At 60.1% G+C, this 16,100-nt stretch carries 13 protein-coding genes and 2 pseudogenes; 12 read left to right on the top strand and 3 right to left on the bottom strand.

Annotated elements, in window-relative coordinates:
- The first annotated feature begins 88 nt into the window (after positions 1-88).
- From gshA to tauD, 5 genes are all read left to right on the top strand, one after another.
- Entirely contained in the window at positions 89-1,672 is a 1,584-nt protein-coding gene (gene gshA, locus FEE99_RS05700; RefSeq protein WP_041477477.1) for a glutamate--cysteine ligase, read from the top strand.
- A gap of 257 nt (positions 1,673-1,929) precedes the next feature.
- Positions 1,930-2,907 (top strand): taurine ABC transporter substrate-binding protein, encoded by a 978-nt coding sequence (gene tauA / locus FEE99_RS05695; protein ID WP_024011179.1) that lies wholly within the window; start codon positions 1,930-1,932, stop codon positions 2,905-2,907.
- A 15-nt stretch (positions 2,908-2,922) separates the two neighbouring features.
- Entirely contained in the window at positions 2,923-3,717 is a 795-nt protein-coding gene (tauB, locus tag FEE99_RS05690; protein WP_041477476.1) for a taurine ABC transporter ATP-binding subunit, read from the top strand.
- Positions 3,714-4,547: a taurine ABC transporter permease TauC gene (gene tauC, locus FEE99_RS05685; protein WP_041477475.1), complete on the top strand. Its 834-nt coding sequence runs from the start codon at positions 3,714-3,716 to the stop codon at positions 4,545-4,547. The genes tauB and tauC overlap by 4 nt, the downstream gene beginning before the upstream one ends.
- Positions 4,548-4,685: 138 nt before the next feature.
- Positions 4,686-5,528 (top strand): taurine dioxygenase, encoded by an 843-nt coding sequence (tauD, locus tag FEE99_RS05680; protein WP_041477474.1) that lies wholly within the window; start codon positions 4,686-4,688, stop codon positions 5,526-5,528.
- Between the two features lie 130 nt (positions 5,529-5,658).
- On the opposite strand, the gene mgrA is transcribed toward tauD, so the two are convergent.
- Positions 5,659-6,696: an L-glyceraldehyde 3-phosphate reductase gene (gene mgrA, locus FEE99_RS05675; RefSeq protein ID WP_041477473.1), complete on the bottom strand. Its 1,038-nt coding sequence runs from the start codon at positions 6,694-6,696 to the stop codon at positions 5,659-5,661.
- A gap of 360 nt (positions 6,697-7,056) precedes the next feature.
- On the opposite strand from mgrA, the pseudogene FEE99_RS05670 reads away from it, so the two are divergent.
- Both FEE99_RS05670 and FEE99_RS05665 read left to right on the top strand, forming a co-directional pair.
- Positions 7,057-7,179 (top strand): annotated as a pseudogene (locus FEE99_RS05670) (LacI family transcriptional regulator); the annotation flags it as partial.
- 189 nt (positions 7,180-7,368) lie between these two features.
- Positions 7,369-7,625, top strand: a pseudogene (locus FEE99_RS05665) (hypothetical protein); the annotation flags it as partial.
- 28 nt (positions 7,626-7,653) lie between these two features.
- Here FEE99_RS05665 and betT read toward each other — a convergent pair.
- Together betT and epsC are read right to left on the bottom strand one after the other, a co-directional pair.
- The gene (gene betT, locus FEE99_RS05660; RefSeq protein ID WP_160768576.1) at positions 7,654-9,615 is read right to left on the bottom strand and encodes a choline transporter BetT; all 1,962 of its coding nucleotides are present in this window, start codon (positions 9,613-9,615) and stop codon (positions 7,654-7,656) included.
- 405 nt (positions 9,616-10,020) lie between these two features.
- Positions 10,021-10,947, bottom strand: coding sequence for a serine O-acetyltransferase EpsC (epsC, locus tag FEE99_RS05655; RefSeq protein ID WP_024011175.1), 927 nt, complete (start codon positions 10,945-10,947; stop codon positions 10,021-10,023).
- A 190-nt stretch (positions 10,948-11,137) separates the two neighbouring features.
- Between epsC and FEE99_RS05650 the strand changes: the two genes are divergently transcribed.
- From FEE99_RS05650 to FEE99_RS05630, 5 genes are all read left to right on the top strand, one after another.
- Entirely contained in the window at positions 11,138-12,130 is a 993-nt protein-coding gene (locus tag FEE99_RS05650; protein WP_041477471.1) for a D-cysteine desulfhydrase, read from the top strand.
- Between the two features lie 282 nt (positions 12,131-12,412).
- Positions 12,413-13,213 (top strand): cystine ABC transporter substrate-binding protein, encoded by an 801-nt coding sequence (gene tcyJ, locus FEE99_RS05645; RefSeq protein WP_016772199.1) that lies wholly within the window; start codon positions 12,413-12,415, stop codon positions 13,211-13,213.
- Complete coding sequence (gene tcyL, locus FEE99_RS05640; RefSeq protein WP_016772200.1) at positions 13,213-13,878, top strand: cystine ABC transporter permease; 666 nt, start codon at positions 13,213-13,215, stop codon at positions 13,876-13,878. Before tcyJ ends, tcyL begins: the two co-directional genes overlap by 1 nt.
- Positions 13,879-13,882: 4 nt before the next feature.
- Positions 13,883-14,632, top strand: a complete 750-nt coding sequence (tcyN, locus tag FEE99_RS05635; protein ID WP_041477470.1) for an L-cystine ABC transporter ATP-binding protein TcyN — start codon at positions 13,883-13,885, stop codon at positions 14,630-14,632.
- A 462-nt stretch (positions 14,633-15,094) separates the two neighbouring features.
- On the top strand, positions 15,095-15,859 hold the full coding sequence (locus tag FEE99_RS05630; protein ID WP_041477469.1) for a hypothetical protein: 765 nt from the start codon (positions 15,095-15,097) through the stop codon (positions 15,857-15,859).
- Positions 15,860-16,100: the final 241 nt, after the last annotated feature.

Genomic DNA, 16,100 nt, shown 5'->3' with positions numbered 1-16,100 from the left:
CAGGCGATAACGCCAGTTTCAACTTCACCCTTGTAGACCGTCTTGCCCACCCCCATATTGGGGCGACTGACGCGTGAAGGAATCCAAATTGAGCGAACTTCTCAACCGCCGCCTGGCTCTGCTCGGCGAGCGCGCTAACCTCTCTCTGCTCAAGCAGTGCCTGCACGGTATCGAACGTGAATGCCTGCGCGTGACCAGTGAAGGTCGCCTGGCGCAAACGCCGCACCCCGAAGCCCTGGGTTCCGCGCTGACCAACGAACAGATCACCACCGACTACTCCGAGTCGCTGCTGGAATTCATTACGCCTGCCCTGCCGGATCCTGCCGACACGCTGGCGAGCCTGGACAAGATTCATCGCTTTGCCTACAGCAAACTCGGCAACGAGTACCTGTGGAGTCCATCGATGCCGTGCCCGTTGCCGGCCGAGGAAGATATTCCGATCGCCTATTACGGCACCTCCAACATCGGTCAGCTCAAGTACGTTTATCGCAAGGGCCTGGCCCTGCGTTACGGCAAGACCATGCAATGCATTGCCGGGATTCACTACAACTTTTCCCTGCCGGAACAGCTCTGGCCATTGCTGCGCGAGGCCGAAGGCTTCGTCGGCACCGATCGCGATTTCCAGTCGGTGTCCTACATCGCGCTGATTCGCAACTTCCGTCGCTACAGCTGGCTGCTGATGTACCTGTTCGGTGCCTCGCCGGCGCTGGACGCCGGCTTCCTGCGTGGGCGTTCGCATCAGCTCGAACAGCTTGATCCGGACACGCTGTATCTGCCGTACGCCACCAGCCTGCGCATGAGCGATCTCGGTTATCAGAGCAATGCCCAGGCCGGCCTGACACCGTGCTACAACGACCTGGCGAGCTACACCGACAGCCTGCGCGAAGCCGTGGCCACGCCCTACGCGCCATACGTGGAAGTCGGCACGCACAAGGATGGCGAGTGGGTGCAGCTCAACACCAACATCCTGCAGATCGAAAACGAGTACTACTCCAACATCCGCCCGAAACGCGTGACCTACACCGGCGAGCGGCCGATCCAGGCGCTGATGGCGCGCGGCATCCAGTACGTCGAAGTGCGCTGCCTGGACATCAACCCGTTCCTGCCGATGGGCATCGACCTCACCGAATCGCGCTTCATCGACGCCTTCCTGCTGTACTGCGCGCTGAACGACAGCCCGCTGCTGACCAACACTTCGTGCGGCAACGCCACCTCGAACTTCCTCAGCGTGGTCAAGGAAGGTCGCCGTCCGGGCCTGCAATTGCAGCGTGACGGTCAACCGGTCGAGATGAAGCAATGGGCGGCCGAACTGCTGGAACAGATTGCTCCGCTGGCGGCGATGCTCGACCAGAGCGTCGGCGGCGATGCCCACAGCAAGGCCCTGGATGCGCAACTGGCCAAGGTCAACGACCCGTCCCTGACCCCATCGGCGCAGGTGCTGGCGGCCATGGCCGAGCACAAGGAAAGCTTTGCGCAGTTCTCCCTGCGCCAGAGCCAGACCCATGCCGAGTTCTTCCGCAGCGAGCCGTTGGCGGCTGATGAGCAAGCGAAGTTTGAAGAACTGGCGCGCGCGTCGCTGGCACAGCAGACCGAGCTTGAGCAGAACGAAGTCGGCGATTTCGATGTGTTTGTCGGCGCGTATCAGGCGAGCATCCTCGCCATCAGTAATTAAAGCCGCCCCGGCCTTGATCGTTCCCACGCTCTGCGCGGGAATGCGGCCTGTGACGCTCCGCGTCACTTTGAACGCAGAGCGTCCCTTGAGGCTTTACCACGCAGAGCGTGGGAACGATCAGTCAAAGGCTCACATCCTCTCCTGTCTTAGATTTTTCCGCTCATAAGCTCATTCTAAAAAGTTATTTATTTCGCGATTATTAGATCATTTAGTCTCCACTCATGCCGACATTCGGTCGCCTGATCTGGAGCTCCCCCTTGAAACTGAATTTCCCGCTTCGCCTGCTCGCCGCCGCCTCGCTGGCCGCTGCAAGCTTCCTGGCCCAGGCGGCCGATCTTACCGTCGCCTACCAGACCACCGTCGACCCGGCCAAAGTCGCGCAGGCCGACGGCGCTTACGAGAAAGCCACCAAGGCTGACATCAGTTGGCGCAAATTCGATAACGGTGCCGACATCATTGCCGCCATCGCGTCCGGCGATGTGCAGATCGGCTATCTCGGTTCGAGCCCGTTGACCGCCGCGATCACGCGCAAAGTGCCGGTCGAAACCTTCCTGATTGCCACGCAGATCGGCGCCGCTGAAGCACTGGTCGCGCGCGACGGTTCCGGCATCAAGACTCCGCAGGATCTGATCGGCAAGAAAATCGCCGTACCGTTTGTGTCCACGGGGCACTACAGCCTGCTCGCCGCGCTCAAGCACTGGAACATCGATCCGTCGAAAGTCACCGTGCTCAACCTCGCGCCGCCAGCCATCATCGCGGCGTGGAAACGCGGCGACATCGACGCCACTTACGTGTGGGATCCGGCACTGGGCGTCGCCAAGGAAAACGGCAAAGTGCTGATCACCTCCGGCGAACTGGCCAAGTTCGGAGCGCCGACCTTCGACGCGTGGATCGTGCGCAAGGACTTCGCCGAGAAGCACCCGGAAATCGTCACCGCGTTCGCCAAGGTCACCCTCGACGCCTACGCCGCTTACCGCAAGGATCCGCAGGCCTGGCTGGCCAACCAGAGCAACGTCGACAAACTGGTCAAACTCTCCGGCGCCAAGGCCAGCGACATTCCATTGCTGTTGCAGGGCAACGTCTACCCGCTGGCGGCAGATCAGGTCAGTGACCTCGGCGCGCCGACCACCAAAGCCATCACCGACACCGCCGCGTTCCTCAAGGAGCAAGGCAAAGTCGAAGCCGTGCTGCCGGACTACGCGCCTTACGTCAGCGCCAAATACATCACCAACTGATCGGGAGATACAGCGATGGCCTTGCTACAGCTGGAGCGCATCAGCGCACAGTACCCGGGCAGCCCGGAGCCGGTGCTGGCGGATATTTCTCTGACCCTGGGGCCGCAGCAATTGCTGGTCGCCCTCGGCCCGTCCGGCAGTGGCAAGACTTCGCTGTTGAACCTGATTGCCGGCTTCGTCGAGCCGAGTGCCGGGCGCATCACCCTTGACGGCGTGCCGGTCAAAGGCCCGAGCGCCGAACGGGGCGTGGTGTTTCAGGACGACGCTTTACTGCCCTGGCAGGACGTGCTGGCCAACGTCGCCTTCGGCCTCGAACTGGCCGGTGTCGGCAAGGACAAGCGGGAAAAAATCGCCCGTGAAATGCTCGCGCTGGTCGATCTCGCCGGCTTCGAAGACCGGCGCATCTGGCAATTGTCCGGTGGCCAGAAACAACGCGTCGGCCTCGCCCGCGCCCTCGCCGCCGACCCGCGCGTGTTGCTGATGGACGAACCGTTCGGTGCGCTTGATGCATTCACTCGCGAACAGATGCAGGAACTGTTGCTGCAAGTCTGGCAGCGCACCGCCAAGCCGGTTTTTCTGATTACCCACGACATTGAAGAAGCGGTGTTCCTCGCCACGGACCTGATTCTGCTGGCACCGAATCCGGGGCAGATCGTCGAGCGCCTGCAATTGGATTTTGGTCAGCGTTATGCCGCTGGCGAGTCGGCCCGCGCGATCAAGTCCGATCCGCGTTTTATCGAAACCCGCGAGCACGTGCTGAGCAAAGTCTTCTCGCAACGCAGCGCCGTACCCCGGCAGGAGCGCGCATGAGCAGTTACGACGTTTCCGCTGCGGCGGTGAAAACACCTTCGGTGAGCATCCCAGTGCGCCGCAGCCTCAGCACTCGCTGGATCAGCCTGCTGACCCTGTTCGGCCTGCTGGCGATCTGGTGGGCGGTGACCGCGACCGGCCTGATCGAACCGCTGTTCCTGCCGCCACCCTCCGCCGTCCTGCAAAAGGGCTGGTTGCTGGCGACCTCGGGGTACATGGATTCGACGTTATGGCAGCACCTGGGCGCGAGCCTGAGCCGCATCGGCCTTGGTCTGGTTTTTGCCATTCTGACCGCCGTGCCGGTGGGCATTGCCATTGGCGCCAACCGCATCGCCCGTGGCGTGCTCGATCCGCTGATCGAGTTCTACCGCCCGATCCCGCCGCTGGCGTATCTGCCGCTGATCGTGATCTGGTGCGGCATCGGCGAGTTGTCGAAAGTGCTGCTGATCTATCTGGCGATTTTTGCGCCGATTGCAATTGCCACCGCGACGGGTGTGCGCACGGTTGATCCGGCAAAACTGCGCGCGGCGCAGTCCTTGGGCGCGACGCGCGCGCAGTTGATTCGCCATGTGATTTTGCCCAGCGCTCTGCCGGACATTCTCACCGGCGTGCGCATTGGCCTGGGGGTTGGCTGGTCGACGCTGGTTGCGGCCGAACTGATTGCTGCCACCAGCGGCTTGGGTTTCATGGTGCAGTCGGCCGCGCAATTCCTGGTCACAGATGTCGTGGTGCTGGGAATTCTGGTCATCGCCCTGATCGCCTTCGCCATGGAAATGGGCCTGCGCGCATTGCAGCGCAGACTGGTGCCGTGGCACGGCCAGGCGCACTGAAGCATTTTTGAATCACACATGTAGGAGCTGCCGAAGGCTGCGATCTTTGACTTTGATTTTGACCAAAACAAGATCAAAAGATCGCAGCCTTCGGCAGCTCCTACAAAGGGTGGTTTCACCGAATTGAAGAGAAAGACCATGAGCACCCTCAACATCACCCCGTTAAGCTCGGCCCTCGGCGCGCAGATCAGTGGCGTCGACATCAGCCAGCCGCTGAGCCTGGAACACCGCGACGTCATCGAACAGGCGCTGCTCAAATATCAGGTGCTGTTCTTCCGCAACCAGCCGATCGAGCCGGCACAGCAGGCACGCTTCGCGCATTATTTCGGCGACCTGCACATTCATCCGATCTACCCGAACGTGCCGGAACAACCGGAAGTACTCATCCTTGACACCGCCGTCACCGACGTGCGCGATAACGCGATCTGGCATACCGACGTAACCTTCCTGCCGACGCCGGCAATGGGCGCAGTGCTCAGCGCCAAGTTGCTGCCGGAGTTCGGTGGCGACACGTTGTGGGCCAGCGGCATCGCGGCATATGAAGCGTTGTCGGCGCCGATGAAAAACCTGCTCGAAGGTCTGACGGCCACCCACGATTTCACTCGTTCGTTTCCGCTCGAGCGCTACGGCAACACGCCTGAGGCGCTGGCGCAGTGGGAAGAAGCGCGGCGCAAGAATCCGCCGCTGTCGCACCCGGTGATTCGCACCCATCCGGTCAGTGGACGGCGCTCGCTGTTCGTCAGTGAAGGATTTACCTCGAAGATCAACGAGCTGTCCGAAACCGAGAGTGATGCGATTCTGAAGTATCTGTTCGCCCACGCGACACGGCCGGAATTCACCATTCGCTGGCGCTGGCAGAAAGACGATATTGCCTTCTGGGACAACCGCGTGACGCAGCATTACGCGGTGGATGATTACCGCCCGGCGCGGCGGGTGATGCAGCGGGCGACGGTGTTGGGGGATGTGCCGTTCTTCAAGTGATAGCTGATGATCGTTCCCTCGCTCTGCGTGGGAATGCATCAACGGACGCTCCGCGTTCGGCTTTAGATGGGACGCAGAGCGTCCCGGGCGGCATTCCCACGCAGAGCGTGGGAACGATCCTCTCAGCGGCTTATTCGGCTGTCGAAGGCTTCTCCCACAGATTGATCCCGCCCTCTTGGGCAAACCGGTCAATCTCCGCCAGCTCTTCAGCACTGAAATGCAGATTCTTCAGCGCGCCGACGTTCTCGACAATCTGCTCCGGCCGGCTCGCGCCGATCAGTGCCGAGGTCACTCGTGGATCACGCAGCGTCCACGCCAGTGCCAGTTGCGCCAGACTCTGGCCGCGACGCTGGGCGATCTCGTTCAGCGCCCCCACGTGAGCGATGTTGGCCTCGGACAAGTGCGAAGCCTGCAACGAACCACCGCCGGGACGATTGACTCGCGCATCGGCCGGCACGCCGTTGAGGTATTTGTCGGTGAGCAAGCCCTGCGCCAGCGGCGTGAACGCGATGACGCCCGTGCCGAGTTCATCGGTGGTGTCGAGCAGATCCTTTTCCACCCAGCGATTGAGCAGGTTGTACGCCGGCTGATGAATCAGCAGCGGCACTTTCCATTCTTTCAGCAGCGCGGCCATTTCTCGGGTTTTCACCCCTGAGTAGGACGAGATGCCGATGTACAAAGCCTTGCCCTGCTGCACGGCGGTGGCGAGGGCGCTGGCGGTTTCTTCCAGCGGGGTGTCCGGGTCGAAGCGGTGGGAATAGAAGATGTCCACATAGTCCAGACCGAGGCGTTGCAGGCTCTGGTCGAGGCTGGCCAGCACGTATTTGCGCGAACCACCGCCCTGACCATACGGGCCAGGCCACATGTCCCAACCGGCCTTGCTGGAGATGATCAGCTCGTCGCGATACTGCTTGAAGTCTTCGCGCAGCAGGCGACCGAAATTGATCTCGGCGCTGCCGTATGGCGGGCCGTAGTTGTTGGCCAGATCGAAATGGTTGATGCCCAGATCGAACGCTGTGCGCAGCAAGGCGCGCTGGGTGTCGATCGGCGTGCTGTCGCCAAAGTTGTGCCACAGGCCCAACGACAAGGCCGGCAGCACCAGACCGCTGCGACCGACGCGGCGGTAAGGAATGGAGTCGTAGCGGTTTTCGGCAGCGGTGTAAGTCATCGAATCCTCTCTTGTCTGTCTTTTAGTCATCAGAAACCGGACACCTTTGTGGCGAGGGGATTTATCCCCGATGGGTGGCGAAGCCGCCCCAAAACCTGAAACCTCGGCGAATCAGGTGTACCGAGTGCGCTGGTTTTACGACTGCTTCGCAGCCGAACGGGGATGAATCCCCTCGCCACAAAAGCCCCATCAATCATGCAAAGCGATTTGCAGGTCGAACCAGCCCCAGGTTCTGCCGCAGCGTCCGGTCTTCATATCCAGTTCTGAACAACCCGTCCAGCATACGCCCAAGCGGCGCGACGCCGACCTCCGGTTCGACCAATTGCTGAAACGTTTCACATTTTTTCCTGCGCTTCAGCCTCGCTGGAGATTGGCGTGCTGGCGGCAACGCGGGTGCTGGAAAGCCTTGGGGTATTGCCGAGCGACGAAGTGCAGCGGCTGAACCTGCTGCGATGCCAAGTGATCGAACTCGAAAGCTCCTGATGAATGTGGCAGAGGCTGGATTGGCTATGCTCAAAGTGACACCGAGTTGGCCCCTTCGCGAGCAGGCTCGCTCCCACAGAGTTCTCCTGTGAACATGAAATTCATGTCCAGCCGAGATCCATTGTGGGAGCGAGCCTGCTCGCGAAGGCGGCCGATCAGGCAACACCCATTCACCAGGCCAAAACTGCCATGCACATCACCATCATCACTTTCTCCGGCCTGGTCCTGCTCGCACTGATGCTTTACATCGGCGACCCCATTGGCTTCAGCCGCCAGACCATGGCCTACCGCTTCGCAGCGCTATGGCTTGCGATGACCCTGATCAATGGCGCAGTCGGCGTAGTTCATGCGGGCGGCCGCTGGGTACGGAAATAGCGCTTGGCAGCGCGGTATTCGGCATGCCGGCAGCAGCAATGGTGTTGTTCATGCTGCTGAGCGCCGAATCCCGAGCAGACTCGGCGCTCAGCCGCTGGATCAACGCACCAGATGCAGGAACTGCATGTGCCGTTCGTACTGGTCGAGGATGTCGTTGATGATCTGCTCTTTGGTGTAGCCGACCAGATCGTAGTCCTGACTGCCCTCGCTCAAGTGCACTTCGGCGCGGTAGTAGCGGCGATTGTTGAGTTGCTTGGAACCCATGCCGCCGCGCGCGAACGATGGCGTGAAGTAGCCGCGCATCTGCACCTGATAGATGAACGGATGCTGCTCGCCATGGCCGATTTCCAGGCTGACGTTGTCATGCGCCGGATCCGGCTGGGTAACCACGTGCAGGCCTTTTTCGACGAACACGGCGGTCACTTCCTCGATCGCCGGACGCACCGTGCTTTCCATGAAGCGGTACACCTCGTCGCGGGACGGGAAGTGCACGGCCTGACTCAGGCGCTGACGCCAGCCACCGGTGCCACGCCGCGAACCGGAGACCGGCGCCAACGAATGCAACTGCGCGATCTGCTTCTGCGACTCCAGATAGAACGCCTTGTGCAGTCCCCACATCATCAGCAGCAGAATCAACGAGAACGGCAATGAGGTCAGCACCACCGCCGACTTCAACGCATCGATGCTGCCGGAAAACAGCAGTGCGCTGGTGATCAGCGCGGTCATCGCACCCCAGAACACCCGCAGCCATTTCGGCCCGTCTTCATCCGGGTTGCCGCCTTTCGCCGACAGGGTGGAGAGCACCACGGTGCCGGAATCCGCAGACGTCACGAAGAACACGAAGCTGATGAACACCGTCACGGCGATGACAGTCTTGCTCCACGGATAGGTTTCCAGCAGCAGATAAATGCTCATCGACGGATTGTCGATGGCCGACATGCCCAGCGCGCTCATGCCATGGTTGAGCACCTGGTCCAAGGCGCTGTTACCGAAGATCGACATCCACGCCAAGGTGAAACCGAGCGGAATCAACAGCACGCCGAAGACGAATTCACGGATGGTGCGGCCACGGGAAATCCGCGCAATGAACAGGCCCACGAACGGCGACCATGCGATCCACCAGGCCCAGTAGAACACGGTCCAGCCGCCCAGCCAGTCGCTCGGTTTGTCATAGGCGTAGAGGTCGAAACTCTTCATCGGCAAAGCGCCGAGGTAGTCGCCGACGTTCTGGATCAGCGTGTTGAGCAGGTGCTGAGTCGGCCCGGCAAACAATACGAACAGCAGCAGCCCGCAGGCCAGCAGCATGTTGATGTCCGACATCACCCGTACGCCTTTGTCGACGCCGGAGACGGCCACAATGATCGCCGCACCCATCATCAGCGTGATCAGGCCGACCTGAATCCACTGGGTGTGGGCGATGCCGAACAGATAATCCAGACCGGAATTCAGATGCAACACGCCGAAGCCCATGTCGGCACCGAGGCCGAAAACCGTGGCGATGATGCCGAAGCCGTCCACCGCATAGCCGATCGGGCCGTTGATGCGTTTGCCGATCAGCGGATACAGCGCCGAACGCAGGGCCAGCGGCAGGTTGTGCCGATAGGCGAAATAGGCCAGTGCCATGCCGACGAAGGCAAACACGCCCCAGCCATGCAGGCCCCAGTGCAGAAACAGAATCTGCATCGCCTGGCGCGCGGCGTCGGCGGTGCCGGCCTCGCCTTGCGGCGGCTGGAGCATGTGGGTCAGCGGTTCGGAGACGCAGAAGAAGAACAGCGTGATGCTGATCCCGGCGGCGAACAGCATGCCGGCCCAGGACAGGTAACTGAATTCGGGTTCGTCGTGGTCGGCACCGAGTTTTATCTTGCCGTAGCCGGATAAGGCGGTGACCACCACGAAGACCAGATACAGGGTCATCGCGAGCATGTAGTACCAGCCGACCGTATTGGCCGCCCAGTTTTGCGCTTCCAGCAACCAGGCGCCGGCCTGCTCGGGGATGGCGATGACGACAAGACCAAACAGCAGAATGACCGTCGCGGCGAAGTAGAACACCGGCGGATTCATGCGCACCAGACCGCTGGAGGGGGTAGACGATGCACTCATGAAAGGTGCACCTCGAAGGGTTGAAACGTGGCTGAAATGATCGGACTCAGCAAAGGCAAGCCTCCTGTTGTGAGCGGGCAGCGAACCACCGGTTTAACTTGAATGAACGTTCAAGTTAAACATGAATGGGGTGGTAAGGACTAATCGCAGGGCTGGGCGGTAGGTTTCCTACAGCGCCCGAAGAGCTGTATGACGCGGGTCTGAGGGGATTTGTTCAACAGCAAAATGCCTGATGCCCGAACCTGGAGCTGCCGAAGGCTCGGGCCGCGTTCGGACGATCTTTTGATCTTGATGTTTAAAAAGCAAAGATCAAAAGATCGCAGCCTCGTTTCACTCGTCAGCTCCTACAGGTCGCATGTTTGCAGGCTACTTTTGCGTCCCGTCATCATGCTGCAGATTTGCCTGCGTCAGATTCGCCCCCGCCGGCACACTGCGCGTCAGCCAGACGTTGCCGCCAATGGTCGAGCCCTTGCCGATGGTGATCCGTCCGAGAATCGTCGCCCCGGCGTAAATCACTACGTCATCCTCAACGATCGGGTGGCGCGGGTGGCCCTTCTGCAACTGGCCGTCCTCATCCGCCGGAAAGCGCTTGGCACCCAAAGTCACCGCCTGATAAATGCGCACCCGCTCGCCAATGATCGCGGTTTCGCCAATCACTACGCCTGTGCCGTGATCGATAAAGAAACTGCGGCCGATCTGCGCGCCCGGGTGGATATCGATGCCCGTCGCCGAGTGCGCGATTTCCGCGCTGATCCGCGCCAGCAGTGGCAGTCCGGCACGGTATAAATGGTGCGCCAGGCGATGGTGAATCACCGCAAGAATGCCCGGATAGCACAGCAGCACTTCATCAACGCTGCGTGCCGCCGGGTCGCCGTGATAAGCCGCAAGCACATCGGTGTCGAGCAGCGTGCGCAGGCCCGGCAAGGCCAAGGCGAAATCCTGCACGATCTGAATGGCGCGGGTCTCGACTTCACTGTCGTCCTGCGCGCTGTGGCGGGCAACGTAACGCAGCTCCAGGCGCGTCTGCGCCAGCAAGGCATTCAGCGCTACATCAAGCGTGTGGCCGACGTAGAAGTCTTCACTTTCTTCACGCAGATCGACCGGCCCCAGACGCATCGGGAACAGCGCGCCACACAGCGCCTCGAGGATTTCCGCCATCGCCGCTCGCGACGGCAATTCGCGGCCGCCCTGCTCCCCTGAAGCCCGGCCATTCTGTGCGCGCCACTGATCCCGCGCGCTGCGCAGCTGGCTGACGATGGTCTGCAATTGCCAATGGCTGGAACGCTCGCTCACGGTAAAGACTCCTCACGGGCGGCCGGACTGTCTGGCCGCGTCATCGGCGCCTACTTTACGGCATGCCTTTGCCGACGAATTAAGAACCGATAGTGCTGGCCTCAGTCCATTTGGCTATAAGCGATTGGCGGTTGCCCGGGCAAAATCGCGTGCCTATAGTCCTTTCATTCTTCTGCGCCAGTACGGACTCATGATCAAACAACAGCTGCAACGCTTCCCCCGTCTCGAACTGCTGAGCCACCCTACTCCGCTGGAAAAACTCGAACGCCTGTCCACCTGGCTTGGTCGCGAGGTGTACGTCAAGCGCGATGACCTGACGCCGCTGGCGATGGGCGGCAACAAGCTGCGCAAACTCGAATACCTGGCCGCCGACGCGCTCGCGCAAGGTGCTGACACGCTGATCACGGCCGGTGCGCTGCAATCGAACCACGTGCGCCAGACCGCCGCGCTGGCCGCGAAACTCGGCCTCGGTTGTGTGGCGCTGCTGGAAAATCCGCTGGGCACTGATGATGGAAATTACACCGGCAACGGCAACCGCTTGCTGCTGAATCTGTTCGACACCAAAGTCGAGCTGGTCGACAACCTCGACAATGCCGACGAACAACTGGCCGCCCTCGCCGTGCGCCTGCGCAGCAACGGCAAGAAGCCGTATCTGGTGCCGATCGGCGGCTCCAACGCCCTTGGTGCCTTGGGCTACGTGCGCGCCGGGCTGGAACTGGCTGAGCAGATAAAGGACAGCGGCCTCGATTTCGCCGCAGTGCTGCTGGCTTCGGGCAGCGCCGGTACTCACAGCGGCCTCGGACTGGCGCTGAGTGAGGCGCTGCCGCAACTGCCGGTGATTGGCGTGACCGTTTCGCGCAGTGAAGAAGATCAGCGCCCGAAGGTGCAGGGGTTGGCCGAACGCACGGCAGAGCTGCTGGGCGTCGAGTTGCCGGCCAGCTTCAAGGTCGAGCTGTGGGACGAATATTTCGGCCCACGTTATGGCGAACCGAATGCCGGGACTTTGGCGGCGGTGAAACTGTTGGCGGCTCAGGAAGGTCTGTTGCTTGACCCGGTGTACACCGGCAAGGCCATGGCCGGCCTGTTAGACGGGATTGGCCGGCAGCGATTCGATGACGGCCCGATCATCTTCCTGCACACCGGGGGCGCGCCAGCGTTGTTTGCCTACAAGGATTTTCTGTAAGAGCAGATCAAGAGATTGCAGCCCTCGGCAGCTCCTACATGAGATCACCCGCAGCAGCTGCCGAAGGCTGCGATCTTCAAGCAGTCACGCATATTCCTGAAATGAATAACAATTTTAGTATTAAGTATTTTCAAGTCTAAAACAGACATCTTATAGTCTCGCCGCAGGCGAATTTCGGGCGAGACGCTTAAGCTGCTTTAAGGCAGGATAGCGCTGTCGTTCAAATCACCAATTTGCCTTCATTCCTTAAGCGTCTTCCATAAGAAAACACAGGGGCTTGTCATGAATTTTTCCGCACTACGTCGCACTCTGCTGGTCGGTTCGCTGGGTCTGGCACTGAGCGCTGGCCTGATCGGTCAGGCAGTGGCCGGTGAGCAGTTGCAACAGATCAAGGACAAAGGCGTGCTCAACGTCGGCCTGGAAGGCACTTACCCACCGTTCAGCTACGTCGACGAGAACGGCAAGCTGTCCGGTTTCGAAGTCGAGCTGTCCGAAGCGCTGGCGCAAAAGCTCGGCGTCAAGGCCAAGATCCAGCCGACCAAATGGGATGGCATCCTCGCCGCACTGGAATCCAAGCGTCTGGATCTGGTGGTCAACCAAGTGACCATCTCCGACGAGCGCAAGAAGAAGTACGACTTCTCCGAACCGTATACCGTCTCTGGCATCCAGGCCCTCGTGCTGAAAAGCAAAGAGTCGGCGCTGAACATCAAGACTGCCGCTGACCTGTCCGGCAAGAAAGTCGGTGTCGGCCTGGGCACCAACTACGAGCAGTGGGTTCGCGCCAACGTGCCGGGTGCTGACGTGCGCACCTACGATGATGATCCGACCAAGTTCGCCGACCTCAACAACGGTCGTACCGATGCCATCCTGATCGACCGTCTGGCTGCCCTCGAATACGCCAAGAAAGCCCCGAAAACCGTGGCTGCCGGCGAGGCCTTCTCGCGTCAGGAATCCGGTATCGCCCTGCGCAAAGGCGAGCCTGAACTGCTGGCTGCGGTGAACAAGGCGCTCGACGAACTGCGTGCTGACGGCACTCTTGAGAAACTGTCGAAGAAATACTTCAACGCAGACGTCACTAAATAATGGAAGAGGCTTTCCAACTCGCGCTGGATTCCGCGCCCTTTCTGTTGAAGGGCGCGTACTACACGGTAGTCCTCAGCCTCGGCGGGATGTTCTTCGGTCTGCTGCTGGGCTTCGGCCTCGCGCTGATGCGCCTGTCGCGCTTCAAATCGGTCAGTTGGCTGGCCCGCATCTACGTGTCGTTCTTTCGCGGCACGCCGTTGCTGGTGCAGCTGTTCGTGATCTATTACGGCTTGCCGCAACTGGGCATGGAGCTTGATCCGCTGCCAGCAGCGCTGATCGGTTTCTCGCTGAACATGGCCGCCTACGCCTGTGAAATCCTGCGTGCCGCGATCGGTTCGATCGAACGCGGTCAGTGGGAAGCCGCTGCGAGTATCGGCATGACCCGCGCGCAGACCCTGCGCCGGGCCATCCTGCCGCAAGCGATGCGCACGGCATTGCCGCCGCTGGGCAACAGCTTCATTTCGCTGGTCAAGGACACGGCGCTGGCCGCGACCATTCAGGTGCCGGAGCTGTTCCGTCAGGCGCAGCTGATTACCGCCCGGACTTTTGAAGTCTTCACCATGTATCTTGCCGCCGCGCTGATCTACTGGATTCTGGCCACGGTGCTTTCGCACTTGCAGAACAAGTTGGAAGAGCGGGTCAATCGGCACGACCAGGAGTCCTGACGCGATGATTGTCGTGGAAAAACTGACCAAGCAATTCAAGGGACAGGTCGTGCTCAACGGCATCGACCTTGAGGTAAAGGAAGGCGAAGTCGTCGCGATCATCGGTCCCAGTGGTTCGGGGAAAACGACGTTCCTGCGTTGCCTGAATTTCCTCGAAGAACCCACCAGCGGCCGGATCAAGGTCGGCGATATCGAAATCGATACCAGCCGCCCGCTGAACCAGCAGCAAAGCCTGGTGCGCAACCTGCGCCAGCACGTCGGCTTCGTGTTCCAGAACTTCAACCTGTTCCCCCATCGCACCGCTTTGGAAAACGTCATCGAAGGCCCGATCGTGGTCAAGAAGATGCCGCGCGACCAGGCAGTTGCTCTGGGTAAAAAGCTGCTGACCAAAGTGGGGCTTGCCGGCAAGGAGGACGCGTATCCGCGCCGGCTTTCCGGTGGCCAGCAACAGCGCGTGGCAATTGCCCGGGCGCTGGCGATGGAGCCGGAAGTCATTCTGTTCGACGAACCGACCTCCGCCCTCGACCCGGAACTGGTCGGCGAAGTGCTGGCGACCATTCGCGGTCTTGCCGAAGAAAATCGCACCATGGTGATTGTCACCCATGAAATGGGTTTTGCCCGTGACGTGGCCAATCGCGTGGTGTTTTTCGACAAGGGCGTAATTGTTGAACAAGGTGAAGCCAAGGCACTGTTTGCCAACCCGAAAGAAGAACGCACCCAACAGTTTCTCAGCAAGTTTCTGAATCACGCCTGAGAACTTTCTCTGCCACAGCCCTCAACTTCCACGGACGGAAGTTATCCCTCCCCCGGCATTTCATTCTTCTAAACATTTATTACTTGTGCGCGCAGATAAACATTGCGCAACGATGACGCACATCCTCGATTCGTCATATTTCCACACGTTTGCCGGTGAACGAACCCGCACAAAACGCCGCGAAACCGCTGTTTATCTGTAGCTGATTTCGCGCTTACGCCTAGGCTTAGTGCCTCGATGACGTAGGAGCTTTCTGATTAACTTGTAATTTACGCATTAACTAATCCCCTCTATTGACACCCCTCTCCGCAGACTTTTATCTAGTCGGCAACCGGCGCCCCTTAGTTCAAAAAACCCGCACTAATACCGAGCAAATACTTGTCGCTTTTATTGCCAGTTGATTCGCGCCTTTTTTGTTTTCCAGAAACGGATTTCGCTGCAAGACTTCAAGGAGAGAAACCGATGACCCGCACTTCGCACACACCCGAACTTGCAGCGCCAACGCTGGCATGCGCACAAAAAACCGGCATTAACCTGGCAACAGCAGCCCACCTGCTCATCGACGTGCCGCCCTACTGCGACATGGACGTTGGCGATCTGATCGAACTGTTCTGGGACAAATGCTATGTCGCGTCAAAAGTCCTCAGCGCGGCCGATGTGGGCGAGTCAGTGAGCCTGCGGGTGCCGGAGAGTTTCATCACCAATGGCACCGCGCGTATTCACTACCGCGTGATGCAGGTCGGCCAGGGCCCCGCGCTTTCGGCAACGACGCGGATACAGGTCAAACTCGATTGCCCGGGTGGCCAGCCCGCTGCGCACTGCGAAGATGAAAACCAGCAACTGGCACCGGTGATCATCCCCGAAGCGATTCGCCGCCAGGGCGTGAACCCCAGCCAGATCAAACGCGGCGTGCCTCTGACCATCGAGCCGTACCTGAACATGGCCGAAGACGACGCCATCACATTGCGCTGGGGTGATGTGCGCATGGATCTGGCGGCGCTCACTGCGGCCGATGTCGGGCTGCCGATTCAGGTCTGGGTGCCACCGGCGGTCATTGTCGAAGCGGGCGAAGACCTGCGGCTGGACGTGACGTACTGCATCCTCGACCGGGTCGGTAACAACTCGCGATGGGCGCCGCCGCGCACGTTGAAAATCGGTTGCGTGAATCCGTACGTGAAAGTCCCGTTGAAGCCCGAATTCAAGGCCGCTGAATCACGCACCAAGTGAGACCTGCTCAGGGGTGGGAGGTCAGTTATCTCTCACCTGAACCTCGTTAACCAACACGAACATTCCACCCTTCTATGCATATTCCTAAAAGTTAGTTTATTTAATTTTTATACACGCTTAGGGTATATGAACCGGACCACCGGACATTCTTTCAATCGTCGCACTTCGCGGCGTTTTTCATGAGATGTGAGGTAGGTATGGTCCGGAACACAATCACCCCAGTGCAGATCGCCAGGGCATT

This window comes from Pseudomonas sp. ef1 (assembly GCF_007293365.2).
GTDB classification, from domain to species: Bacteria; Pseudomonadota; Gammaproteobacteria; order Pseudomonadales; family Pseudomonadaceae; genus Aquipseudomonas; species Aquipseudomonas siliginis.
The sequence above is the reverse complement of the archived record's forward strand: the minus strand, read 5'-3'. Positions and strand labels throughout refer to the sequence as shown.